Here is a 24,686-nt window from a genome sequence, read left to right as displayed (position 1 = left end):
ATTAAACAACAAATTCTTCGATCACACTTGTTTCTCCTAACACTATCTTGACACTGAACTTTTCCTCGTGTTGGCAGCTAAACTTTAGTTGCATCCAATCATCTGCGCTTCTTGCTTGCACTTCCATGCTAGTATTTCCTGTTTCATCAAAGACAATCAGTTGTAAATTTGCTGGTAGATGAATAGCATTATCACCTGAATAAACCCGTAGGCGAATGTCGAAAACTTCACTATTGGTAGCAGTTAACTGCATTAACAAAAGTACTTGCCTTCCCAAGTCAATCACCTTCGCTCGACTAATGGAGTTAGTTGAGGGGCGAGTTATGGTGCTAATCCCTCTGAAATTGCTAGCAAATACTAACTCTGGGGGTTGCCAATCTTGCTCGAAGATTCCCGTAACCCATTGACGCAGATTTATTAATAGCGTTCGCTTATGTATAATTTCGATCAGAGCATCAAGGGATTGCAGTTGGGCTATTTGAATCATTGCTGGTGATTCAGTCGTGGCGATCGCTGGGGAAAATCCCAACAATTCTATATAATCTAATTGCTGAGTAAACTGAACTCCTACATAACCAATCCGGTCTGGTGTCATGCTTGGAGGCAAGACTATAGCAACCTCACCCGGTAACACTGGCCGACATTCAAGCTTACCAACACCCGGCAACACTAAGTCAGCAACATCAAAAATCGCCCTTAAACCGCGATGCCAACTATCGCCTTGATTCAAAGCCGTCTCAACGTTTAGCCATTTGAGGTAGCTATGAACGGCGTAAACAGCCAAAGTATTCAGATAAACTTGTTTTCCCTTTTGGGGGCTATCTTGCTGTGCGGCAAATTCTTCAGCCCAACGGTGGGCATTTTTGGGGAGAGGGACGCTTAAAATATCTGGTTGTGTGCTACTCATTGCTCATATCCGAAATTCGTTCCAATTTCTCTTAACAACGGAAGACAATTTTTCTTCCAGTGGGAGTAAAGAGTTTGATTACTTATATTTAACTCTCTAGCAAGATCAGCGATTTTATGAGGTGGTTGTTCAAGAAGTAAGCGCATTGCCAATAACTGACAATGGCATTCTGGATTTTTTCGAGGATGACTAGCTGTTAATTTACCCTCTTCGTCTTGCTCAATATATTGCCTGATGCGATCGCCAAGGCACTGGCGCTCAACTTCCTGGATTTGGGCAATTTTGATATCCAGTAAATCTAAGGTAATACTTGGTGACTGACGGTCTGGCAAGATATTTAGCAGGGTAGTTTCGTCACCCTCATAGTTACGGATGGGTCTGTCTAAACTGATGGTATATTTATTATCTGGAGTATATAAATCTTTAATGCGCCACTTAAGATAGCCATTAATCCAGATTACTAGACTTTGTTGGAAAGAAGGCGATACTCCTTCGGAGTCACTTCGTGAACGCACTTCAAACCCACAAACTTTCCGGCTGACCCATTCCCAAGTTTGATTCAAGGCTTCTAAATAGTCTTGATGCCCAGACTTGTAGATGCCAGGAAGTTGTTGAATCGCCATGAGCAGTTTATTTAAAGCTTTCTGCCTCTCTAGACTAGGGTCTGGGTAGCAGCATACCTCGGTAATAAGTTTTTTAAGTTGTTCATCCACAACGATTTTGCTCCCAAGCTGCTATGGGGCTGTTAATTATTTATCTGAAAGACAATAAAGCTTTTGCAGCTTGAGTTTAACTGATTTTTGATTCATTTATTATGTATGGATGTTACAAATATTCAAAAACTTTTTATTACTCTTGCTAGATGAAATTCATCAGCGAATAGTACAAAATTAAATTAAAACCCAAAAGCCTTTTATATCAGGGATTTGCATTTATTTTCAGGCGATTTTTACTAAGTCATTGCATAAAGATAGAAATATTGGATGTAGTTATAAATAGCTGTCATTAACAGCCAATTTACGGATAAAGGCTGATTCACATTGGGAAATTTTTGTCAATCTCAAATTTAGTCCAGTGAGATAATGATCTGAAATTGACCTGGATTGATTCAGATTGAATCTAGTCTAATTAGATTCATCACAGACAATTTACTGAACAAAAACAAGGAGCAAAACATGCCAGACATTTTTTTACCTACTAATTTATTCGATTCTTCTGGATTTCTTTGGGATATCCAAGAAAATGGGATTATTGTTAACGGGACTAGTGATGCATATGATGGGGGCCTCATTTTAAATAACTTCCCTTTCTTTAATCCTGCTCAAACCGAGGATAACGGACGAGAAGTAGTTATTGGGCCAGCTTTCATTGATCAAGTGCAAGTGCAGCGGAAAATATATGTCCCAGAAGACCAGTCTTGGGCTAGATTTCTCGAAATTGTCACAAATACTAGTTCTGAAACGGTCAATTACACAGTTAGCCTCAATACCAATCTTGGTTCTGACGATTCAACTGTTTTAGTTAGCACTTCTAGTGGTGATAATGTCTTTAACACAGACGATAACTGGCTGGTTACCGATGATTTTGATGGTGAAGGCGACCCTACGGTAGTGCATGTCATCGCAGGGGAAAATGGAAGTCTTAGACCTGATGCTGCATCTTTGAACTTTGATAACGTTAACTTTGCCTACAATCTCACTTTAGCTCCTGGTGAAACCCAGATTGTGATGCATTTTGCGGCTCAAAATTCTGATCAAGCGACAGCACTGGCTAAAGCAGCAGATTTAACATCCCTTGACTTGGATGCATTGGCAGGGATAAGTTCAGAAGAACTACAGCAGATAGTTAATTTTGCTTTGACTCCTCCACCCACTTTGACAGGGAGTGAAAATGACGATGTATTGACAGGTTCTAACAGCCGTGAAATCATTTTCGGCTTAGGTGGCAATGATGTTCTGGAAGGACTTGGCGGTAATGACAAAATTTTCGGTGGTAGTGGCAATGACCTAATTAGTGGCGGCAATGGTCAGGATACCGTGGAAGGAGGAAGTGGTGAAGATTTGATTTTTGGTGATGCTGGCAATGACATTTTAATCGGTAATGGAGGCCGAGATGACATATCCGGTGGAGATGGCAATGACATTATTGATGGTGGCAATGGTGACGACAACATTGATGGTGGTGATGGTAACGACTCCATCTTGGGTGGTGAAAGTAGCGATCGCCTCAATGGAGAAGTAGGCAACGACAATATTGATGGTGGCAATGGCAACGACAATATTGATGGTGGTGATGGTGACGACTCCATCTTGGGTGGTGGAGGTAGCGATCGCATTTTTGGCCGCAATGGTAATGACACCATCAGTGGTGGAAATGGCAACGACATTATAGATAGTGGTGATGGCGAGGACTCCATCTTGGGTGGTGGAGGTAGCGATCGCATTTTTGGCCGCAATGGTAATGACATTATCAGTGGTGAAGCCGGAACAGACACTCTCATCGCTGGATTGGGGAATGATTCTCTTGATGGCGGTGAAGGTAATGATCGCCTGATTGGAGTAGACAACACAGTAGGATTTGGTACTGGTGAAGTTGATACTTTAACTGGTTCATCCGGTAGAGATACCTTCGTCCTTGGGGATAGTAATTTTGTCTACTACGATGATAGTCAGGCTAGGACTACAGGAGAGTCTGACTATGCCCTAATTACTGACTTTAACTTCCATCAGGACTTTATTCAACTCAAAGGCTCAAGGGATTTCTATAGCTTAGATTTCTTTACTTCTGGTACTGGTAGCATTGATGCTTTACTAATTTATGATCCGGGAGTAATAGCCAGAGGTGAAGTGATTGGCCTTTTGCAAAATGTATCGCCAGATTTGAATATCTCTAGTAGTGCGTTTACCTTTGTGTAGAAAAAATTCTCCACGGTAAACAAACTAAAAATAACACGCGATGCCTGCGGCGGTAAACTAAGCACCAGAGAACTAGTAGTCACCACACCAACTTTGATGGGTGAATAAGTTCGTAGTTAGGACTTTAGTCCTTAATTTGAGCGCTAAAGCGCTCACTACAAACCAAGCATTGTTGACTTGGCGGACTACTAGTCAACAGGTTGTAGTTCTCTCGTGCGATCGTACTTGATCAATTCTAATGGCACACAGTTAAACCAAAATCCCCAAACCTTTTATGTCAAAGATTTACGTTTATCTTCGTGCCATTTTTACTCAGTCATTTCATAAAAATAGAAATAGTACATGTGAATCTAAATAAGAGCCACAAGCATAAAGAAGCTTTATCTATAAAGGTCTATTACTCTCTCATATTTTCAGGAGAATATATGCATTCAAAAACCAGAATTTATTTACTCTGTTTCGTATCTTATTTAGTAATGAATGTGGGTAAAGTTCATGCAAGTGAAATAGAAATAGATATTTGTGAAACTTTACCAAGAAGTATCTTATGTGAAATGAAACAATCACAGGAACGTTCCCGACTAGAATTTGAAAAAAGACAGCAAGAACTTGAAGAAGCTCGTAAAAAAAGACAACAAGAAGAACTACAGCAATATTTATTAGGAATTAAAGAAAAGTATGGCTACAACCCATTATTTTATACTTTGAAAGATAATTTGTATGGAAATACATTAACTATATTTAGTCGTGCAGGCTGGGTTCGGATGACAGTTGATAGTGAAAAGGGTGATGTTTATGCTCTCTATACAGAAGCAGATAGAAATATTTGGTCAGGGGGGACTAATTGGCATGACAAAAAAACAATAAATTTAACTTTTACACTAGATCAGAAAGCCTGTGAGAAGTTTTCTAGAGATAAAAACTGTACTTTCTCTGGCACTGACAAGGTTAATTTAGGCAGCTTTTTTCAAGAACATGAATTAGTGAAGTACGGAACTTGGTCAATAACCTATTTAAAGGATGATGAAAAGAAGACCTTTGAGTTCAAAATGCCTTTAAATAAAAAACCTGAAAAAAGTAAAGAAGAATTCAATCCTCAAAAATTTAGAATTGAATTCTGTACAAAGTTTCCGGAGAGTATAAGCTGTTTGTATTTAGAAAATAAGGAAGTTGAAAACGCTAGCTAAGTTGGAAGATATCAAAGTAGTGCTTGATTGAAATTATCAAGCACTACGTATTAATCCTAACTATGGTAAAGTATCGCACTCAAGAGGTTTTAATTCTTTGGGAAAGGGGCGATCGCACCAGAGAACATAATCGCATAAAGTTAAGCTAAAGTCCCAAAGCCTTTTAGCTCAAGGATTTACGTTTACTTTCGTGCCATTTGTACTCGTTTATTTCATAAAAATAGAAATACTTGATGTGAATCTAATTAGAGTGGGAACCATAAAGAAGCTGTATTTGATCAAAACCATTCTTAGTGAGATAGGTGTGCTGTATGAAAAAAGTTATGTACTGGGTAATGGGTGAAAAAGCAGGACGAACTATAGTTGGTACTTGGAACTGGCTATGGGGAATGCCGGTAGAGTCTGGTGGTAAAGTGGCTGTTGCGATCGCTGAAGAATCGTTGCAATCAATGCAAGAATCAGTACAAAAACTGGCTGTTGCCGTTGCTATGCAAGAAGGTTCTTATAAAACAGCCAAAAACAAATATGAGACAAAAGTCAAAGAATTACGAACTTTGGAGCAGCAAGCAAATATTGCCCAGCAAAATGGTAACGAAGATGCCGCACGCATGGCAATGACTAAGGCAATTCAGACAGAGCAGATTTTGCCCAAGCTGGAGGAAATGGTCAAGCAGGCTGAGACATCTGTAAATGCTTCCAAAGATAAGCTGAACCGAGAACGCATGAAGCTAGAAGCCTACAAAGCTGATATGCAGAATATGAAAGATATGTCAGAAGTGAACGAAGCACTAGCTATGATCGCCAAAGTCAATAATGAATTTGACATTGGTTCGGCTAAAAGTGACTTTGAAAAAGCTAAAAATGCAGTTGAGCGTCGCAATTTTAAGACAGGCGCTTTAGCTGAAATCTCTGAAAACCCAGCTGAAAAACTCCAAGCTGACATGGAACGCATGACCATAGACGATGAAGTTTCTCGTCGCTTGCAGATGTTAGATGCGCCAACTACAAAGGAACTACCAGAGTAAACATTTATGAGTCAGAAAAACGGCCCGCCTCCAATTGTTTTTATCTTGATATTTCTAGCTTTGCTGGGTGGTGGCTACTGGTTCTTTTTCAAGCGCCAGCCAGCACCCACAGTATCAGGTACTATTACCTCCCCGGCTAACACAACCTCTGCGGGTAATTCAGCTTTCCCCCTTCCAAATTCAGTACCTAGCGGTACTACGGTGAAGATAGACGGTTCTACTAGCATGGTGACAATTAACCAAAATCTTAAAAGAGCTTTTGAGAGGCAGTTTCCGGGTACAAGTGTTGTAGCTACTGCCAATGGTTCTCAAAATGGGATCGCGGATTTGGTAGCGGGTAGAGCGGATATTGCGGCCGTATCTCGACCTTTGACTGGACAAGAGCAGAGTCAGGGATTGGTAGCCGTGTCTGTAACTACAGATGCGATCGCTCTTGTCATCAGCAAAGCAAATCCTTTCAATCAGGGATTAACCAGCGCCCAAGCAGCAGATATTTTTCAGGGCAAAATCAACAACTGGTCAGCCGTCGGTGGTAACAGTGGAACTATCCGGGTAATTAATCGACCAGCAATTAGTGGAACGCATCAAGCATTTCAGGAAACAGTGCTGAAGGGAGCTAATTTCGGCGCAACACCAAACATCAAAACATTGCAACGGGATGCCACAACTCCCCTACTCCAAGCTTTGGGAACTGATGGCATCGGCTACGCTACCTTTGCTCAGGTTGCCAACCAACAAACAGTGCGAGCGATCGCCATTGATGGGTTGACTCCAGATGCAAGTGGTTATCCCTACCAACGGCAGTTGCTTTATGTCTATAAAAACCCTGCTAGTCCTGGAGTTCAAGCTTTCTTAGGCTATGCAACTTCCCCTCAAGGGCAGCAAGCTATGATCCTGGAGAATTGATTCATCTGTAGCAATCCTAAATCATTCGTGAGAGACAAGATACCCGACTTCTCAAAGAAGTTGGGTATCTATGCAGGGCGATCGCATCTTATTTACTAATTAAAAACTAAAAAAGACTTCAAAATTATCTAGATAATTGTAAAAACTGAGAAAATAAATCAGATATTCTCCGAAAACATGAATTAGCTTATCTCCAACCTCATAACTCTTTATTAAGAGTAAAAAGCCTCATTAATTGGGTAGAGAAAAGCAAATCATCTTGCAGAAAAGCGAGTTAATTTAACTTAGATTATTTTGAGATTTCCGGTAGTAAATCAATTCATAAGCTCGTTAGAACAATTGTTGTAATGACTTAAATGTTTATTATATATGTCACAATCCGGTTCGGATAAGATTTGATCCCCCCAACCCCCCTTAAAAAGGGGGACTAAGAATGGCTCTATTTCCCCCTTAAAAAGGGGGACTAAGGGGGATCTTTAAGGACTATGCACCTTAACTGAACCGTATTGATATATGTCAGACCATTTGTTGCAAAGTATTAAGCGTTTGTTGTAACTAATATATGTTTGCAGCAAATACTTAAACGTTTCTTATATATGTCAGAGGATTTGTTGCAAAGCTTTAAATTTTTGCTGCAACTGCTTCTACATTTGCAAGAAATGCTTAAGCGTTTTTATATATGTCAGAGCATTTGTTGCAAACGTTTAAGTTTTCACAGATAAAATAGAGTGCATTACGGCTTTAACCTAACGCATCATGGTATTTAGTTATGCATTAGACGCTTATATCAAGTTTGTCGTGAAAAATCGTCTCGTCAGATGCTTCACCCTGGCGGGAACACAAGATAAAGTTTTTAGTCGTTAAGTAAGTATCGATTGAATATCAAAGACTTAACTAAGAAGTCATAAGTCAAAAATCAGAATTAATTAGTGGAAAAACTATCACTAATTTAGACTGGTAAATATTTGATTTAGTGAGGGCAAGAACGTTGTTTGTTTATCCAATAGTCGTACATAAGTTACGTACTCATTTCGACTCATGATACTGAATTTGGCTTAGATAATTCTCTAAGTTGCTCAGTTCGATTGTAGTTAACTTAACTTCAGAATGCAGATGTAGCTTTAGTAGGTAACATCAACCAAGTTTTCGATAATCTTGAGGTGTCGATGATGATTGTCATGGGCTATGCCTCAGCTTGTTTAATCGGATTTGATAATTTACAGAAAAAACTTTTGTAACGATCATTTTTCCGAAATCCTCCACAACAAATTTGGATCTAACACTATCCAAAATACTCAAAACAGGTAAGTTATGAATACTCAAAACTTCAAGAAAACATCTATCAAATTTGTAAAAGCTTTTCTGGTTGCGACTACACTGATAGCGGCTTCTGTCGGCTCTGCTTTTGCTAACGACAAAGTTGAAATTTTAGGTGCAGAATATGGTGGTAGCGGTTGCCCTGAAGGATCTGCTAGTGTGAGCGTCAGCCCAGATGGTCAAGAGCTAAGTATTCTATTTGATCAGTTTGTGGCTCTGGGGAATAAGGGAGCAGAAAGACGCAAAAGCTGTAATATGAGCATTCCGATTCAAGTACCCCAAGGCTTTCAAATTTCCCTCTACGATGCTGATTATCGGGGTTATGTTGCTCCTGCCACAATTGGTAGACTTAGAGCAGAATACTTTTTTGCTGGTCAGCGTGGCCCTGTTTTTTCTCGGACATTTAACGGCGAAAGTGACTACAACGTTCGAGATCAATTAGTGACTGTGGGTGATGTCTGGTCACGCTGTGGCGACAGTGTAAATATGCGGGTGAATGCTGCGATGACCGCTAGTGGTCAAGGGATAGCGACTGTTGACTCTTTTGACCTCGCCCACCGTGGTTTGGTTTATCACATCAAATATCGCCAGTGTCGTTAGCTATTTTTAAAGCCAGGAGCGATTCGTGACAAGTTAAGGTCAGTAGACCGAAAAGTTTTGCGATCGCTCCTGTACGCCTGATTATTAGACCTCTTGCAAAAGTCCCAGGTAGTGGTAGACCAAGCGAATGGTCAAATCATCTTAACTGCATTGGGCATTTGTCGAGAGGCGATCGCTATTGCCAATTGGCATAATTTTTGGAATTTCAAATTGTCGCCGCGAATGAAATCGCCTCATCTAATTGGTGTCCCGCCGCGCTCCCAAAAGAAAAAAATGTCTCAGGGGGTGAGGAGAGCAATAGCGATCACAACGCCCTATAGGTGTAGTGACCTGCAATTATAAATCCCCCGACCTGCAATCATCGCTGTATTCAGCCAGGATTATGGCTCAGTTGCATTTAATCCTGGCTGAAGCGCAATTATAGTTGCATTTAATCCTGCTTTGTAAATGTCTTGATTGCAGGTTTGAGCGATTAGTATTGCAGGTTGCTACACCTATGCTACTCTCTACGTAATTAAGAAAAATAAACGAGTCACCCTTCTTAAACAGATGCTTGAGTTTTTACGTCAAGCCGTGGACTGTAACTATGGAGTAGCTTGCTCCCGTTTACTTGCCATCTGGCTGATTTCGGTTGGTTGTTGGGGTTGATTAATAAGTTAGATGTAGCGAACTGCAAACATAAACGCTTCAAACCGCAAACAAGGCATTTTTGAAACCACATTCTCTGCAAATAAGAGGGGTCTCAAAACCACAATAATAGCGGCTACTGCTCTCTAAAGTTGGGCGACAGTAGAACTAGAAAAGCTACGTTTGAGCAGGAATACAGCTAAGACGATGCCCAAAATAGCCAATACTGTAGTCGGATAGAAGAAGACAGTGTAACTACCGAATATGTCTCTAATTCTTCCAGCCAGCAAAGTTCCACCTAAAGCACCAGCACCATAAGCAGTGAAGACAATGCCATAGTTTTTGGCGTAGTCTGCTGATGAAAATAGGATTAAGGTAGTGGTAGGAGCGATCGCTAGCCATCCCCCAAAGGAAAAGTAAAATAGGGAAAATGCAACTAAATAGGTAGCTACCGCACCTTGACCTGCTTTCAGCATCATTAAAGAAGCAATTAATACCAATGTAAAAGACACAATTGCCCCCAACTTAGGACTAAAGCGGTCAGTAAACCAACCAAAAAACAAACGTCCCAAAGCATTAAATACGGCAAATAAGGAGACTGTACTAGCTGCTGTTGCCGCATCTAGTTTAATAATTTCTTGGGCTAATGGGCTGGAAATACCAATTACTGCTAGTCCAGAGAAGGTGCCGATGGTGTAACATAGCCACAAGCCGTAAAATCCTTGACTTTTTACCATTGCACCTTGATTGTGGTTAGATATATCGCCTTGGTTTGTAGTAGTTGGATTCCATCCTGCGGGTTTCCAGTCTTGTGGCGGTGTCTTTAATACAGTGGCGATCGCTAAAATAATCGCTGTAAAAGCTACGCCTAAAATCACAAAAGTCTGCCGCACTCCATAACTATCAATCAGAGATTTGGCTAATGGTGCAGTAATTAACGGCGACAAACCAAAACCAACGACAGTTAAGCCGACAGCAACACCTTTTTTATCAGGAAACCATTTAGCAACAACCGCTAAAGGGACTCCATAAGCTATACCCACACCTACACCTGCAATCACACCGTAGGTAAAAGTCAGCAATTGTAAGTTGCCATTGATACTCGATAGGATATAACCTAGTCCCACAATCACACCACCAACTGCTGTCACCACACGAGAACCAAAGCGGCTGATGTAAAAACCAGTAATTGGCATCAATATCGCAAACAGCACTAGCAAAACCGTAAATGGCAATAAACTTTCTGTGGCATTAATGCCCAGTAATTTTTCTAGAGGTTTTCTGAAAATACTCCAGGAATAGACAGTTCCCAGGCAGAGTAAAACGGTTGCACCAAGGGGAATAAGCAACCATCTGCCCTTTTCTGCTGGCATACCAAAAAGTTGCATATTTTGCATCTACTTTATTGGATTATTTTTCCCTTAGTATCTCACCTTTTTGGTTTTACAGATCCTTGTAAATCTTCTTCGGAATTTCAAGATAATAAAATATCATCAATAGGCATCTTTCAGGAAAATAAATACTCTTTAATTTCAGTTTTTTGACGACGTAGAACAGTGATTGCTTGCTGCTGGATTTGACGAACTCGTTCTCGACTGACATTTAACTTTTCTCCAATCTCAGCCAAAGTTAGTTCTTGATCGTTCTCTAATCCAAAGCGCAAAATTAATACTTCACGCTGCGTCGGTTTGAGTGATGCTAACAAATTATTCATGTCTTGGCGCAGAAGTTCTTTAGTAATATGTTCGTTCGGAGATATGCCTTCATCTGGTAAAAGTTCATTGAGTTCTGTGTCTTGATTATCTCCGACCTTTACATCTAGAGAAATTGGCTGACGAGAGTTGCTGAGAAAATCCCTAATCTGGCTTGGTTGTAAGTCTAAAGTTTCAGCAATTTCTGCAACATTGGCTGGGCGACCCAGTGTTTGAAACAGTTCTCGCTGTACTTTCTTAATTTTGTTGAGTTGTTCGGTGATATGAATTGGCAAGCGTACAGTACGGGATTTCTCTGCGATCGCCCGTGTAATTGACTGCGTAATCCACCAGTATACGTAGGTGGAAAGCTTATAGCCACGATTGGGGTCAAATTTCTCCACACCCCTTTGTAAACCTATTGCCCCTTCTTGCAGCAAATCCAAGAATTCGAGATTGCGCTTCTGATACTTTTTGGCAATCGAAACCACCAGACGCAGGTTTGCTGTGACCATTTTTTGTTTGGCTCGTTGACCAAGCTTTTGTATTTGAGCTATTTCAGTTTCACTTTTTTCAATATCAACAGCTAATTCGACCATTGTTGGCTCTCGATCTAGTTGTTGGGTGAGTTCATTTTTTCTTTGCTCAATTGCCATGATTTCCTGTACCTGCCTGCCATAAGCAATTTCTTGGTCTGCGGTCAGCATTGGGTAACGACCAATCTCTTGCAAATAGATACGAACCATGTCTGGACTCACACTGGACATACAACTTAACGTTTTTTGATAATTAGACGAATTTAAAAGTATAAATCAAATAATCAAACAGCTGAATCAATTTTCCTAATTTAAACAGCCAAAAAATCTTAACTTAAGATTGCAATAGATAAATTCACCCTAGAATGCAATCGTGTGTAACGATGCCCGTCATCAATTGAACGCCCAGTCAGGGATATTGCTTTTTTAGATCCAATGACTCGTGCTAGCTTCTAGACGAGTTATTTGTGTATAAAATAAGGTACGTAATAGGCTCATCAAGTCGGGATGCGTCGAAGATTCGATATTGTCTGGAAATCAGACATACCAAGTACAGGCGTGACATTGATATTAACCCTCTTTTGTCACTCTCGCAGAAGTATAATTAGGGGCGATGTCTACGACGGGCTACGCCTACGTAAAAATAGGTCACATAAATTGATTCTTTATTGCTTGTGAGAAATCCGGGAGATCCTTAACAGTCTCAAAAATTTATTCGCCCTTTCTTCTTCTGTTTATCTGAAGCTAGCTGTTGCGTGAGAATTGTTCCCTGTATGGCAACTCCCAAGATGCTGCCGAGACGGTTACTGCCGTTGAGTACTGCTGAGGCAATTCCCACTTTTGCGGCAGGTACAGCACTGATACCTGCTGCTGTTAATGGCGCGAGTGTCAAGCCGCAGCCGAAGCCCGAAAGAATAAGGCTCCAGATGATTGCTCCATACTCTGTATCGTTCCTGTGGCATTGTTGCAGCACTGCGTTCCACAATCACTGGTAGCTTCATGACTAACGCCTCACTAATACTACCAAGGCCTGGTTTACCAATCAGAAAATCGCTAAGATGCATATAGTAAGGAATGTCTTTTGTAAAGGTGGTGACAAACCTTTTCTGGAGACTTTGGCTCTCACGTAAAGCTAAAGCTAGTTCTTCATTGCGTCCGCAGATAAAGATGAGTTGTAGTTTTTGGTGAAAAGACTCTAGACGTTTGGCAATTTCCAGCATTGCTTTGGAGCCGTTACCCCCGAATAACACCAGTCCAGTGAGACAGTCTGGATCTAAACCCAACCGTTGCCTTTCCTGGGCGCGATCGCTCACAATTGGTTCATAAAAGCGAGGGTTAATCACCATTCCCGAAGTTTTGACAATCAGATCCTCTTTCACTCCTAGAGAACGAGCTTGTTCCACTGCTTTTTGCGCGCCACAAACCACATAACTTCCCGTCTGTGGTTCTATCCAATACGCCGAGGGAAAATCAGCAAAATCTATCAGAACTGTCACTAAAGGTGTGCCTGGTTTTACTCTCTGTAAACTTTCCCATATCATTTTATTAAACAATGGCACAGGACTTACGCAACTGGCACAATCGGTCTTGGTGTGGCTTCGCCGCACCTTCGATATCAAATAAGGTATTAAGACTTAAAACCCAAAGGGAAAAGAAAGATTTTACAAATTGTAACAATAGATTTTTAATTACAAACATCATAAGTAATAAGATATTTATGCTCCTCTCTGGAGCGGAAAAATAATAAATATCTTTTAAGTGTTGATTGATGATTTAATATGAAATTTACAAAACTCGATTATTGTCAATATTTACTTAGTAGTCAAATAAACTACACTCTTACTAATTTAGCAGAACACTTAGAAAATATTAGTCATGATAAAATTAATTATTATTTAAAAAATGAAAAGCTAACTCCTCGTCTACTTTGGGATAATGTGAAAAATTTAATTGTCACTGACGAAGATGCTTGTATTATATTTGATGATACAGTTTTAGATAAAAGATTTTCCGAAGAAATCGAAATAGTACGAAGACATTATAGTGGGAATGAACATGGAATCGTCAGAGGAATCGGAATAGTCAGTTGTGTATATGTGAGAAGAAGGGTGTGGGGGATAGGGTGTCGGGTGTAGGGAATACGGCATTGGACGAGGCTTCCAACCTCGCCCAATGCAAGCGCCTTGAAAAAGCCTCGCTTCTGACTTTAGGGCTGTTGGGGCTTCTTTATAACCTGCAACCCAACACCCCACACCCTATACCCGCCCCAACGGGGCTGGTGAATCCTAACACTCAAAACTTTTGGGTAATTGATTATCGTATTTTTAATCCTGATAATGATGGTTTAACTAAGATAGACCACGTAAAAAATATGCTGCAAGGTCTTGTATATCAAAAGCTTCTCCCTTTTGATACTGTTTTAATGGATACGTGGTATGCGGTAAATAATTTAATGCTTTATATTGATGGTTTAGATAAAGTTTATTATTGTCCTTTGAAAACTAATCGTTTAGTTGATGATACTTTCGGCAAAGAAATCATATTGCTTGTGCTATGTTGGTTTGGCTGAGACTGAAAAATTTAGCCTATCAAACAGGCCAAACTATTTATAAAATCAAGCACAACTTACTATCTAATTATCTAATTCAGCAATTAAAACGTCCAGACGTTCATATGTGTTTGGTCTAATTTAAATTCCCGTGTGTCGGGGCTTCGCCCCGCCCGCATTTTGTGCCAGTTGCGTAAGTCCTGTTGACTTATAAAGTATATTTGTTGTTAGCTAAGAGTAAATATTCTATAGCTGTTGCTCAAGCAGCCAAGATAGTCGGCGAATCCACTATCACTGAGTTGGTTGCGGATCTTGTAGAAATCTTTCGGTTACTTCGCAGAATTCAGACGATATTAATATCATTCACACTTTTAGACTTGAGATATTGCAAAACCTCTTGATATATCTGACTGCTAACGCGATCACCTCTTCTACCATTCTCTAATTTGATATCATCAACGAAGAAATTGAGCTTAAATTCAGCATAAGTAATCCCATCATCGCTATGATTTGTACCTTTGATTAAAACTTGTGGTTCTTGCCACTTTTGTCGCGGTTCTTTGAATCGTTCCCGAACCCATTTATTTAATTCCATCACATAATCATCAATCCGAGTTTCTTCAGTTTGGGGATTAGAAATTTTTTGGTATAAACGCTGCGATCTCCGCTTGAGTAGATTAAGTTTACGTTCCCACTCTTCAGAAACCATGTAACTATCATTATCCAAGAGATTTGGATCGCGAATCCAGATGCGATACCATCCCCGAACTAACTCAATCAACGAATCTTGAACTCTGATTTCTTGCAAGTCAAAAATAGTACGATTGTTTTGAGTTTCCGCAATTGCTTCTAACCCAATCAAAGCTAGTATATCCTTATACTCCTGCTGTACATTATTAATTTCATCTTGCGTTAACCCACCCTTTTCAGCAAACTGGAGTGTAACAACTAGTGTTTCTAGTCCTATTTGAATCTCTTCTAATTTATAGTTAACTTCCTGTTCTGCAATTAAGCGCAATTTGCCTATTTTTTGTTGTTCTGTTAGTTCATCAATTTGATAGTAATCATCAATTATTTCTAATTTTTTACCAATATCTCCTAACGTATCTGGATGAGATAAAATAATTTTTACTATCATCTGTTTAGCTTCATACATATCATACTTGACTAATATTTCTACCTGACTAGAGTGATGGTAATAAGCTGTAGGACGGCTGAGGTTAATAATATTCTGGCTTTGTAAATTACTATTAGGAATGTAAATATTATAATGTTTGTCAGGTACATAAAGTTGCGTAACCCGCACACCAATTTTTCTTAGTATGGCAATAGAACCGTCCTCAAGGCGCAAAACATCACCAAACTGGAAGGGTGTATCAATCAACAACACAACACCACTAAAGAAGTTTGCCAGGATGCCTTGATCTGCAAAACCAATTACGAATGTTGCACCACCTAAAGCTACCCAAATACCAGTAAGATCGACTCCAAAGGAACGTAAAACCAAAAAAGCAGCTATCAAGTAAATTACAGCAGGAACTACTGCTTCTAAGAGAGGTAGTAGCACATCGTCCCACATGGCTTCTGTTTGTTGAGTATACTGCTTCAGGTAATAAATAAAAACTTCAATAAAAACTTGTACTATCCAATAGCTAATTGATATGATTATTCCGGCTGTTATGAGATTTTCAAAGCTGTCAATCACTGCACCTGAAGGCAGACTCTCGAAGGTTAATTTGAGGACACCTAACACAAAAGTAGCTAGAGCCGGATAAGCCGAAACGTTAAGGGTAACTAGGGCAATATCTCGTTCAAATTTGCGAAAAAGGGAACGCAATACATAAAATAAAATGACATAAAGTAAAATGCCGCCAACAAATGTAATTAGTAAGCTACTTAGAACGAAAGCCCAAGTATTTGTTTCAAATGGTAAAAGTTTGTTTAGCATTGTAGTAGTTTTATTGCTCCTATTTATAATTGTTTAATTATCTTTCATCTGAAATCGGTCTTAAATTAAAAGATAATATTTAAAACCCTCATCAGATAAGGGCTTTAAATATTATCAAAGCTACATATAGCAGTCCTAAATCATTTGTGAAAATTCTATATCTCTTTCTTCTTTCTTCCCTTTGTGTCCTTGGCGTTCTTGGCGGTTCGTTTCCTTATTTATATTTTTCACGACTCATTTAGGATTGCTATAGCATAATAAGTACCGAAGAACCAAAAAACTAACGTCCAGCAGTAGCAATGCTTTAAGCTTTTTAGTATATTTATTATTCAATTTCGAGTTTAAGACCAGGGAGTAAACGTTCTAGGTTTTTCAATGATTTTCCTTGCCAAGGCATAGTATTTGAACCTAAGATAAGCAACTGAATTCCTTTTTTCTTACGCAAGCTCAGGACAAATTTTGATAACATACTAATACCGGAACTGTTGAGAAATGCTAAATCTCTTAAGTTCAAAGTCATCGTTGCAGGATCGGTTGCGGCAATTTTATTGAGTAGATTGGTAATTGGTTCATATTCACTCGATCCCCCAAGGCTCAATTCTCCTTTAAAGTTAACTATTGCAGAGTCTGTATAAGCTTCAACAGTGTAATCTCCATCTTTAATCTCTTGCAAAACCATAATATGTTCTTTTCCTAAATAAACAATATTTGAATCAGATACCGATGAATACTATACCTTAAATTGCGCCATTGTAGTTACAGCCATGATTATAGATTCTTGCTGAATAGTTTCTAATTTCCAACCAATTTTAGCTGAGTAGTCATTAATCATGGTTAACAGCCCTAAGCCAGAAGATCCATTTTCGTCAGCACTTTTTTCAACTTGATGCACATACATTTCATGGGTATTTGAAGTTAAGATTTTTTTAATAACTGCTCTCAATTTAGCTTCAGTTTCTAGTTTAATACTATTGCTGGCAAAAATCACGGCAGTGACACTATCTGCGTCATTCAATAAATGAATACCAAATCTTACTTTGTAGTTAGAACTATCATCATTAAACTTCATGGCATTTTCTAAAAGTTCGTTGGCAACATAGCTAACCGCACTTTTACTTTCTTTGATTATTTGTTCTTGATTTGGTTCATTTTCATCTACCGCTAAAAAGTTGGTAAAGTAGTCTGCAAAAAAATGTGCTGAAAGACGATTGCTACGCCAACGTTGTTTGATTGAGCGAGAAGTGGGTGTAAAAGAAAGTTCAAGAGAATCATGTTCTGGAGGAAAGTCAGAGATCAAATCACCAAATAATTCAGTTTTGATTATAGTAGAGACTGTAGATATTGGAATCATAGTTTTTTAATCTCAAAATAATTGTACATAAATGCAGGTTAAGCGCAAATAAGAAGAGTTTTAAAAGGTAAGAATTCAGGAGGCAGAATAGTTAAAAAATCAGAAGAAAATTTGATAAATAAATATACTAGGCATTCTAGATTTCTTATAAATTATGACTACTGAATTTTGGATGCTGAATTCTTACTTTAAAAGTTGAATTTAATGATTTAATACCGCAATTATGCAATACCCAATAAGCTAAAAATCTAAGTCGATGATCGTATATAGGACTAGTATTTGATTTTTGAAATGCACGTAGTAGACTGTCTACGCAAAATAGTGCGTTAGACGTAGGTTGGGTGGAGCAAAGCGCAACCCAACATATATCAGGATGTTGGGTTACGCAAAGCCTCCACCCAACCTACAATTTTTTTGCAATCATTTTAGCCATGACAGCCCATTACAAGACTACCGAGATTTTTTCAGAAATCAAATATGATTCCTATAGCAGTTATAAATCATTTTAAAAATAAATTAACCATAGATGCACAGAGAGAAGAATCGGAGATTTTCATGACTCATTTTGGATTCTAGAGCATTGTTTATATTTGCCGATATTAACTTTCATAAACTTCTTCCTGTCGCTTGAATACTAGCAATGTGATGTCATCAAATACTTTTTGTTTACCAATATGTCGTCGCACATCTAAAATTACTGCATCTTTAATTTCTGATGCTGATTTGTGCCAGTTTTGACTGATTATTTCACATAACGGTTCAAGGCCGTATTGATTTTTATTGATGTCTTTGGCTTCGGTAATACCATCGGTGTAGAGGACAACCCCATCACCTGGTTGTAATTCCAGGGTTATATCGCTAATAAAATCAGTTATGTCATCATCTAAACCAATGGGGAAACCCAAGTCCATTGTGTCAATAAGCTCAATTTGCCCACCTTTGCGGATGATAATTGTTTCTTCGTGCTGTCCACTGATACTTATTTGCCCTTGAGCATAGTTGAGAATCACCAATGTCAAGTTCTTCTCAGAGTTCATCCGTTGCACGTTCTTGCAGATAGTGCGGTTGAGTATGTCAAAGAAGCGCACTGAATCAGATTCGCGGATTTCTTTGAGGAGGCGAACTGCTGTTTGTGTCATTAACATTAACAATCCACTTTCTAGGCCATGTCCAGTTACGTCTCCAATACCAAGAGTTACTACTCCGTCGGTGTGCAGTACATCGTAGTAATCGCCGCCGACTTCATCCGCAGCTTCCATAAAGCCAGCAATATCTAGTCCTTCAATAGCTTCTAGTTCTTCTGGTTTTGGAAGAATCATTTGTTGCATTCGCCGAATTATATCGAGTTCGGCACTCATGCGGAGGTTTTCTCCTTTGAGTTTTTCATTGAGAATATTAATTTCTTCATTAGCTTCGGCTAGTTCAGCAGTGCGTTCTTGAACTTTAATTTCTAGGTTGTGGGCATAATCTTCCAATTGCCGATAGGAAAGCATCAGATTTTTCCATAAAACCTGTACAAGACCAATTATTAATGCGCTGATAACAGTTAATAATGGTGTAAATACAGGAATTAACCAACCACCAAGAAAGGCAATGTAAGCACTGCTAAAAATAATCACCACAGCCAGTAATAAACCACTTATGGTCAGCCAACGTTTTTTAATGTAAATTGCACCAAGAGTGGCACTATATCCAGACCAAAAGATGATTAAGAACCAGTTTAGAGGTTTAACGGTAGCTCGCATCATTGGGCGGCCATCTATGGCGGCGCTGAGAATCTGACTGGTAAGATTTGCGTGAACTACTACTCCAGGGACTAGCTCTGTAGGAAAAAATAAATTGCTATTGTAAGGGGTACTATAGCTATCATTTAAACTGGGAGCTTTTGCACCGACCAAAACTAGGCGATCGCGCATAAAATTAGCAGGTATGCGATTTTCTAAAACATCGGTCATGGAAATATGAGCAAAGCTCTCTAGCCCACCTCGATAATTAATTAAAACTTGGTATCCCCCCATATCAACTTCGTTGTATTGCCCATCATTGCTAGATAGAGGTACAAACTTAGCTTTGCCTAAACCGTAGATTTGTTTATCTGCGTTGATTGCTTTTAATTCAATGCCTTCTTTTTCCAAATATGTTAAGGCTAGTTTGACTCCTAGCCCTTGAGCTAAACTTTGATCAGGTTTACCTAATAAAATAATACCGCGTCGGATTTTGCCATCTGTATCTAAGAGGAGGTCATTAGCAGCTACTTGACCCTGTTTAGCTAGATTCGGTGGTGGTGCAACTGGTTTTCCGGCAACTTTTTCAATGCCAATAAAATTGGGAGTATTTTGAAATTCTTTGACTAGTTCTGCGTGTCCCGGTTCTACGGGTAAATCCCGATAAATATCGATGGCGATCGCTCTTGGTTGTTGTGCTTTGATATTGCGAATCATTTTCGCCATAACGCGATCGGCCATCGGCCATTGCTTGACATATTGAATATCTGGCTCGTCAATTGTGACAATCACAATTCGTTTGTCTACAGCTTCTTGCGGACGAATACGAAATAATTGATCTAAAGTCACCCATTCTAAAATTCTAAAAATACCGATATTACTCCCAGCAATGACTAATCCTGCAACACAGGGAGTAATTATCAGTGTTCCTTGCCATTTTTTCAGTGATTTTTTGAGTTTTTGCCACATCATTCTTTAAAAAGCTGCTGTTAATGGTTCAGAGGCAATATTTTCTAGTCCAACTTGCTTGAGTAAATCGTGCCATTCAGTAGCAAAAGCTTTATTATTTGGTTGCGATCGCTTTGCCGCCGCTAAAATTTTTAGGGTATCATACCATACACCAGCCTCAGCATATTTAGTGGCTAATTCCACAGGAGATGAGGCTAACTCCTGCTCATTAAATGTAGACTTGACTCGTTTTATCCACCCTGTTACAGAATAATTATCAGGTCGGAGAATTCCGCCTGGTTCAATAGGTGCAAAATACCACAGGTAATTTTTATCTATTACTAAAGGTGGTGATGTTGGAGGTAAGGTAATACTAACTACACCGCCATCGGGAGAAACTTTTAGCATTGTCGAATAATGAGGATTTCCGTCTTCGTCTTGGAGGCTGAAAAATACGGTTTCTGCGCCAACTGGAGGCAAATAGACAAAAATTGTGGGGCTTGCTAATACAGTGCGTCCCTGTTTCGTAGGAGGAACTAATGCTGTTAATGGTGCAGTTTTTCCCCTTGTACCACCACCAATACTGCTTCTGGGGGTTGAATTTCCACTAGGTAGAGTCAATTGCACATCACCCCTTGTACCTCCGCCAACGCTGGTTTTAGGTGTTGAACCTCCTGGTAAAGTCAATTGCACATCACCCCTAGTTCCGCCGCCAACGCTGGTTTTAGGTGTTGAACCTCCTGGTAAAGCGAATTGCACATCACCCCTAGTTCCACCGCCAACACTGGTTCTAGGTGCTGAACCTCCGGGTAAAGCAAACTGCACATCACCCCTTGTACCTCCGCCAACACTGGTTCTAGGTGTTGAACCTCCGGGTAAGGCGAATTGCACTTGTCCGCGAACGCCACCGCCAACGCTGGTTTTGGGGGCTGCATCTTTGGGCAGTTTAAATTCCACACTAATGAGAACTTGATTGGTAACGGTTGGATTCTCTTGAGGGAGAAGGCTTGCTAATGTAGAATTGCCTGTCAAAACTATTAATGTGCCGCTAATAGTGAAAAATAAAAATATTTTAGAATTAAACTTAACCATGCTCACCTCTTCTGCTATGTTTACAACCAATTACCGACAAGAACGAAAGAAGACCAAAAATAAGGATGTTTGTATAAAGGATTAGCCATAATTTTGATTTGTGCCTGTTGCAATGCCTCAGCTTTGTTTAGTTTTGGATTACTCAATTGGTGATAAAATTCTTTCATCAAGGAGGAAGTAGACTCATCACTTACTGACCATAAACTAGCAAGAGTACTTTTAGCACCAGAACGTAAAGCAAATCCAGCTAAACCTAATGTTGCACGATTATCACCTACGGCTGTTTGACAAGCACTCATCACTAATAATTCAATCGGTTCTATGTTTGTTTGACTTCTGTTTTTAAACAACAGATCAAAATCTTGAATGGAAATGCGATCGCCCCAGGTCAACAAAAAGGTTTCTTCTGGGTTGGAACTGAATTGACCGTGAGTTGCAAGGTGAACTATGGGGAAAGATTTATTAGCGATCGCCGCTTTTAAACTGTCTCTGCTAAACTTCTGATCTAGCAACACTTGTGAATTAACTTCTGTAGTAACTTCTTTAATTTCTTCTGTAACTCCAGGTAAGGGATTGAAGCCTTGGCGTGCTTCCGTCAATCCAGCCGCTAACACGCTCAATTTTTGGCGTTGCAGTCCTTGAGGAAATAGTTGTAATCCAGGACTGAGAACAACACTATAATTTTCGATTAAATACTGTTTGCCATCATACAGAACAGCCATTGGCAAGTTTCGCAACAAACTATCTGGAATGAAAACTAAAGTTTTGATACTACTTTTCTGGAGTGTTGCTTGAGCAGGTGCAATCAGCCAGTTATAAATTTCTTGGGAAAGTCGCAAACGCTCCTTACTCGAATAACCAGGGGATAGGGAAGAATAAAGTTGTTTTAAAATAGTTTCTATTTGCTGTTTTGGTAGTTGGGTGCTGTAGTGACGCAGAGATTGATTAGGAACTGAAAGAATAACTTCCAGGCGATCGCTTAAAATAATTGGATAAATAACGGCTGCGTGCAAGTCAATTTTTTCTAAAACTACAGGATTGCTATTATCTAAGCAAGCATCCCGAAAAAAGTTATCCAGTTCCGCTAGTTGCAAAGCTTCCATCACTTGCAGAGCTTGTTTAAGGTTGCTTTGATTATCTTTTTGCAACAACAAGCTAACGTAATCTCGATAAATCGGTTCAACACTTTCTTTAAAATTAAACTGTACATCCCGGTTAATTGCCACTAAATCACTACGTAGAGATTGCAAGTTATTAAAAGCAATCTCATAAGCAGGGATGGCGCTATTACTATCTCCTCGTTCTTTAGCAATTGCACCCACCTGTCCCGCCGCACGAGCTACTAAATCTATAGCATTTATTTCTTGAGCTATTGTTAGTGCTTGTTGTGTCAAAGTTGCCGCATCTGCTAACTGGTTGTTTTGTTGGTAGAGTTTACCTAGTTGGTTAAGGGAATAAACTTCGGCTCTCGGATCTTTGATTTCTTTAGCTTGTTGAATAGCTGTTGCTAGCAAGTGGGAAATTTTGACGGCGTTGGTGTCCAAAACTGCTTTTCTACCTTCTCCTGCTGGCTTTAAATCCATCAAACTTTCTGCAAAGTTAATCTTGGCATAAATAGCAGGGCGACTAGGAGGAAGTTGGGTAAGATTGGTTTCTATTTCTGGAATTATTGTCTGTGCTGATTCCCAGTTTTGTAGTTTAACCAACAAGCTCAATTGATTTAATTGTGCTTCTAATTTAGCCTGTAGTTGTGGAGATAAATTAACTGCTTGTTGGTAGTATGTCCAAGCAACATCATATTGTTGTAAGTCTCTGGCAACATTGCCAATACTAAATAAAACTGCACTCACATCAGTTGGAGAGTTGAATTGTTTACTAATTTCCCAACTTTTATCGAGAATTGTTTTAGATTGCTTTAAATCACCAACAGTTTGCAGAGCAATGCCTAAACTTCTCAATCCTTGAGCCTTTAAGAGACTGTCAGGTTGATTTTGCAATTCTGTCACTAGTTCTTCTAACAAAGTTTTGGCGCGGCGATACTGTCCCAGTGTTTGCAAACCTTGCGCCTGATTAATTTGGCTGATGAGTTTACCTGTTTTATCACCTGAGCGCTCATAAGTGACTGCTGCTTGTTTCCAAGTATCTATAGCCGTATCAGTTTGTCCTTGTAGTATTTGGAGCGTTCCTTGGGTGTTTAATGCCTGCGCTAATAGTAAACTGCTTTTAGTATCGGGAATTTTTAAGCTTTTGATGATATTGATACTTTCGGCGATCGCAGTTTGTGCTTGTGGATTTTTTCCTAAATCTTTATATGCTAATGCTAAATAATTAAGAACTTGAACTTGGCTAATTATTTCTTTTTGTGATTGATAAAACTTCAGTGCATTTTCCCAAACTCTAGCTGCTTCTGTGTATTGTCCAGCTTGATAGTAATTTTTACCTTGTTGTAACAACTCTGAAGAATTTGATAGTTGTTGAATTTCCTGATTTGAATCTGATAATATGGATTGATTAGCAACAGCAGGAATATTCTTAATAGCTAATAACAGACTTAATATTAGGCAAATGCAAAAAAGCCAGACAACATTGATTTTTAGATTTGAAAATAACCAAGTTCGCCAAAATTCTTTTTTGTTTAAATAGTTATACCTCTTTCGTCTAGATATTTTCCTCATATTAGTTACAATTTTTAAGGTTAAATTTTTAATAAATTATTTGATTATTTTATATGTAAAATTTATTAATTTTTTTAAATTTATAAAACGCTACAATTAAGATGCTTTTGAGATAAACTCTCTTGAGGTAAAGACGCTACTAATTCTACTTGTCCTTGGGAATTAATTCTTAAGCTTGTGGCTTCGACAATTTGTTGTCTTGTTGGAGGAATTGCAGAAGAACTATTTACTTGATTACTGTTTTGCGTTTGTGCAGTTATAAAATCTCGCGTATCTGACAAGATAGTTTGACCACGAATGGTTGCTGTAGGGTCTGCTGGTAAACCTCCTCTACCTGTTATAGTAAAAGAATTACCTTCCGTGGATGCACAACTAGGAGTAACTATTTTATTATTGCGATCGCTCTCTGGGTTTGGTACTCCTATCAAAGCTGAACTTTGAGCTGCATCCGGTTTATTAATTGATTCAAGGCTAGAAAAATCTAACACAGGATTAAGAACTTCCGGTGGAGGATTAGGAATTTCTAATGGAAGACTAGGAACTTCTGGTGGAGGATTAGGAACCTCCGGTGGAGGACTAGGAACCTCTGGTGGGGGACTAGGAACTTCTGGTGGGGGACTAGGAACTTCTGGTGGGGGACTAGGAACTTCTGGTGGGGGACTAGGAACTTCTGGTGGAGGATTAGGAAC

Annotated in this window: 17 protein-coding genes and 3 pseudogenes; 8 read left to right on the top strand and 12 right to left on the bottom strand. The window is 39.3% G+C overall.

The window, feature by feature from the left end; genetic code table 11:
- Nucleotide 1: 1 nt before the first annotated feature.
- The gene (locus F8S12_RS10455) at nt 2-907 is read right to left on the bottom strand and encodes a DUF1822 family protein (protein ID WP_196516228.1); all 906 of its coding nucleotides are present in this window, start codon (nt 905-907) and stop codon (nt 2-4) included.
- Nucleotides 904-1,620, bottom strand: coding sequence for a hypothetical protein (locus F8S12_RS10450; RefSeq protein WP_196516227.1), 717 nt, complete (start codon nt 1,618-1,620; stop codon nt 904-906). Before F8S12_RS10450 ends, F8S12_RS10455 begins: the two co-directional genes overlap by 4 nt.
- A 462-nt stretch (nt 1,621-2,082) precedes the next feature.
- Here F8S12_RS10450 and F8S12_RS10445 point away from each other — a divergent pair, with 462 nt between their 5' ends.
- From F8S12_RS10445 to F8S12_RS10420, 6 genes are all read left to right on the top strand, one after another.
- The gene (locus F8S12_RS10445; RefSeq protein WP_196516226.1) at nt 2,083-3,822 is read left to right on the top strand and encodes a calcium-binding protein; all 1,740 of its coding nucleotides are present in this window, start codon (nt 2,083-2,085) and stop codon (nt 3,820-3,822) included.
- A gap of 476 nt (nt 3,823-4,298) precedes the next feature.
- A complete protein-coding gene (locus tag F8S12_RS10440; RefSeq protein ID WP_196516225.1) occupies nt 4,299-5,009 on the top strand; it encodes a hypothetical protein in 711 nt (236 codons plus the stop codon).
- Nucleotides 5,010-5,320: 311 nt separating this feature from the next.
- Complete coding sequence (locus F8S12_RS10435) at nt 5,321-6,034, top strand: PspA/IM30 family protein (RefSeq protein ID WP_196516224.1); 714 nt, start codon at nt 5,321-5,323, stop codon at nt 6,032-6,034.
- Between the two features lie 6 nt (nt 6,035-6,040).
- Nucleotides 6,041-6,940 carry a phosphate ABC transporter substrate-binding protein gene (locus tag F8S12_RS10430; RefSeq protein ID WP_196516223.1) on the top strand — a complete coding sequence of 300 codons (900 nt, stop codon included), beginning with the start codon at nt 6,041-6,043 and terminating at the stop codon, nt 6,938-6,940.
- 1,311 nt (nt 6,941-8,251) lie between these two features.
- The gene (locus F8S12_RS10425) at nt 8,252-8,857 is read left to right on the top strand and encodes a DUF4360 domain-containing protein (protein WP_196516222.1); all 606 of its coding nucleotides are present in this window, start codon (nt 8,252-8,254) and stop codon (nt 8,855-8,857) included.
- A 93-nt stretch (nt 8,858-8,950) separates the two neighbouring features.
- Nucleotides 8,951-9,199 (top strand): hypothetical protein, encoded by a 249-nt coding sequence (locus tag F8S12_RS10420; protein ID WP_196516221.1) that lies wholly within the window; start codon nt 8,951-8,953, stop codon nt 9,197-9,199.
- Between the two features lie 431 nt (nt 9,200-9,630).
- Here the strand turns inward: F8S12_RS10420 and F8S12_RS10415 are convergent, their stop codons facing one another.
- The 3 genes from F8S12_RS10415 to F8S12_RS10405 all read right to left on the bottom strand — a co-directional run bounded on the left by F8S12_RS10415 (nt 9,631) and on the right by F8S12_RS10405 (nt 13,252).
- Nucleotides 9,631-10,881 carry an L-lactate MFS transporter gene (locus F8S12_RS10415; protein ID WP_196516220.1) on the bottom strand — a complete coding sequence of 417 codons (1,251 nt, stop codon included), beginning with the start codon at nt 10,879-10,881 and terminating at the stop codon, nt 9,631-9,633.
- Between the two features lie 110 nt (nt 10,882-10,991).
- Entirely contained in the window at nt 10,992-11,942 is a 951-nt protein-coding gene (locus tag F8S12_RS10410) for an RpoD/SigA family RNA polymerase sigma factor (RefSeq protein WP_196516219.1), read from the bottom strand.
- Between the two features lie 572 nt (nt 11,943-12,514).
- Entirely contained in the window at nt 12,515-13,252 is a 738-nt protein-coding gene (locus F8S12_RS10405) for a glycosyltransferase (RefSeq protein WP_196516218.1), read from the bottom strand.
- 237 nt (nt 13,253-13,489) lie between these two features.
- Here F8S12_RS10405 and F8S12_RS10400 point away from each other — a divergent pair.
- Both F8S12_RS10400 and F8S12_RS42280 read left to right on the top strand, forming a co-directional pair.
- Nucleotides 13,490-13,843: pseudogene (locus tag F8S12_RS10400) on the top strand (IS701 family transposase); the annotation flags it as partial.
- Nucleotides 13,844-13,989: 146 nt separating this feature from the next.
- Nucleotides 13,990-14,247, top strand: a pseudogene (locus F8S12_RS42280) (IS701 family transposase); the annotation flags it as partial.
- Nucleotides 14,248-14,602: 355 nt separating this feature from the next.
- Here the strand turns inward: F8S12_RS42280 and F8S12_RS10390 are convergent.
- From F8S12_RS10390 to F8S12_RS10360, 7 genes and pseudogenes are all read right to left on the bottom strand, one after another.
- Nucleotides 14,603-16,207, bottom strand: a complete 1,605-nt coding sequence (locus tag F8S12_RS10390; RefSeq protein ID WP_196515374.1) for a mechanosensitive ion channel family protein — start codon at nt 16,205-16,207, stop codon at nt 14,603-14,605.
- A 325-nt stretch (nt 16,208-16,532) separates the two neighbouring features.
- Nucleotides 16,533-16,886 (bottom strand): slr1659 superfamily regulator, encoded by a 354-nt coding sequence (locus F8S12_RS10385; RefSeq protein ID WP_196515373.1) that lies wholly within the window; start codon nt 16,884-16,886, stop codon nt 16,533-16,535.
- Nucleotides 16,887-16,937: 51 nt separating this feature from the next.
- Nucleotides 16,938-17,558, bottom strand: coding sequence for a DUF6272 family protein (locus F8S12_RS10380; protein ID WP_196515372.1), 621 nt, complete (start codon nt 17,556-17,558; stop codon nt 16,938-16,940).
- Nucleotides 17,559-18,157: 599 nt separating this feature from the next.
- Nucleotides 18,158-20,254 (bottom strand): CHASE2 domain-containing protein, encoded by a 2,097-nt coding sequence (locus F8S12_RS40475; RefSeq protein ID WP_230967819.1) that lies wholly within the window; start codon nt 20,252-20,254, stop codon nt 18,158-18,160.
- 3 nt (nt 20,255-20,257) lie between these two features.
- Entirely contained in the window at nt 20,258-21,322 is a 1,065-nt protein-coding gene (locus F8S12_RS10370) for a DUF928 domain-containing protein (protein ID WP_196515371.1), read from the bottom strand.
- 20 nt (nt 21,323-21,342) lie between these two features.
- A complete protein-coding gene (locus tag F8S12_RS10365; RefSeq protein ID WP_196515370.1) occupies nt 21,343-23,997 on the bottom strand; it encodes a CHAT domain-containing protein in 2,655 nt (884 codons plus the stop codon).
- Between the two features lie 80 nt (nt 23,998-24,077).
- A pseudogene (locus F8S12_RS10360) lies at nt 24,078-24,686 on the bottom strand (S-layer family protein); the annotation flags it as partial.

It is taken from the genome of Nostoc sp. WHI (genome assembly GCF_015714725.1).
In the GTDB taxonomy this organism is placed as follows: Bacteria; Cyanobacteriota; Cyanobacteriia; order Cyanobacteriales; family Nostocaceae; genus Nostoc.
Note: the sequence above shows the minus strand (reverse complement) of the source record. Positions and strands in the feature narration are given on the sequence as shown.

What these genes read in the sequence shown, in the direction of transcription:
- F8S12_RS10385 (WP_196515373.1), bottom strand. Translation starts at nt 16,886, where the DNA reads ATGGTTTTGCAAGAGATTAAAGATGGAGATTACACTGTTGAAGCTTAT.
- F8S12_RS10415 (WP_196516220.1), bottom strand. Translation starts at nt 10,881, where the DNA reads ATGCAAAATATGCAACTTTTTGGTATGCCAGCAGAAAAGGGCAGATGG.
- F8S12_RS10430 (WP_196516223.1), top strand. Translation starts at nt 6,041, where the DNA reads ATGAGTCAGAAAAACGGCCCGCCTCCAATTGTTTTTATCTTGATATTT.
- F8S12_RS10425 (WP_196516222.1), top strand. Translation starts at nt 8,252, where the DNA reads ATGAATACTCAAAACTTCAAGAAAACATCTATCAAATTTGTAAAAGCT.
- F8S12_RS40475 (WP_230967819.1), bottom strand. Translation starts at nt 20,254, where the DNA reads ATGATGTGGCAAAAACTCAAAAAATCACTGAAAAAATGGCAAGGAACA.
- F8S12_RS10440 (WP_196516225.1), top strand. Translation starts at nt 4,299, where the DNA reads ATGAATGTGGGTAAAGTTCATGCAAGTGAAATAGAAATAGATATTTGT.
- F8S12_RS10365 (WP_196515370.1), bottom strand. Translation starts at nt 23,997, where the DNA reads ATGAGGAAAATATCTAGACGAAAGAGGTATAACTATTTAAACAAAAAA.
- F8S12_RS10435 (WP_196516224.1), top strand. Translation starts at nt 5,321, where the DNA reads ATGAAAAAAGTTATGTACTGGGTAATGGGTGAAAAAGCAGGACGAACT.
- F8S12_RS10390 (WP_196515374.1), bottom strand. Translation starts at nt 16,207, where the DNA reads ATGCTAAACAAACTTTTACCATTTGAAACAAATACTTGGGCTTTCGTT.
- F8S12_RS10410 (WP_196516219.1), bottom strand. Translation starts at nt 11,942, where the DNA reads ATGTCCAGTGTGAGTCCAGACATGGTTCGTATCTATTTGCAAGAGATT.
- F8S12_RS10370 (WP_196515371.1), bottom strand. Translation starts at nt 21,322, where the DNA reads ATGGTTAAGTTTAATTCTAAAATATTTTTATTTTTCACTATTAGCGGC.
- F8S12_RS10455 (WP_196516228.1), bottom strand. Translation starts at nt 907, where the DNA reads ATGAGTAGCACACAACCAGATATTTTAAGCGTCCCTCTCCCCAAAAAT.
- F8S12_RS10405 (WP_196516218.1), bottom strand. Translation starts at nt 13,252, where the DNA reads ATGATATGGGAAAGTTTACAGAGAGTAAAACCAGGCACACCTTTAGTG.
- F8S12_RS10445 (WP_196516226.1), top strand. Translation starts at nt 2,083, where the DNA reads ATGCCAGACATTTTTTTACCTACTAATTTATTCGATTCTTCTGGATTT.
- F8S12_RS10380 (WP_196515372.1), bottom strand. Translation starts at nt 17,558, where the DNA reads ATGATTCCAATATCTACAGTCTCTACTATAATCAAAACTGAATTATTT.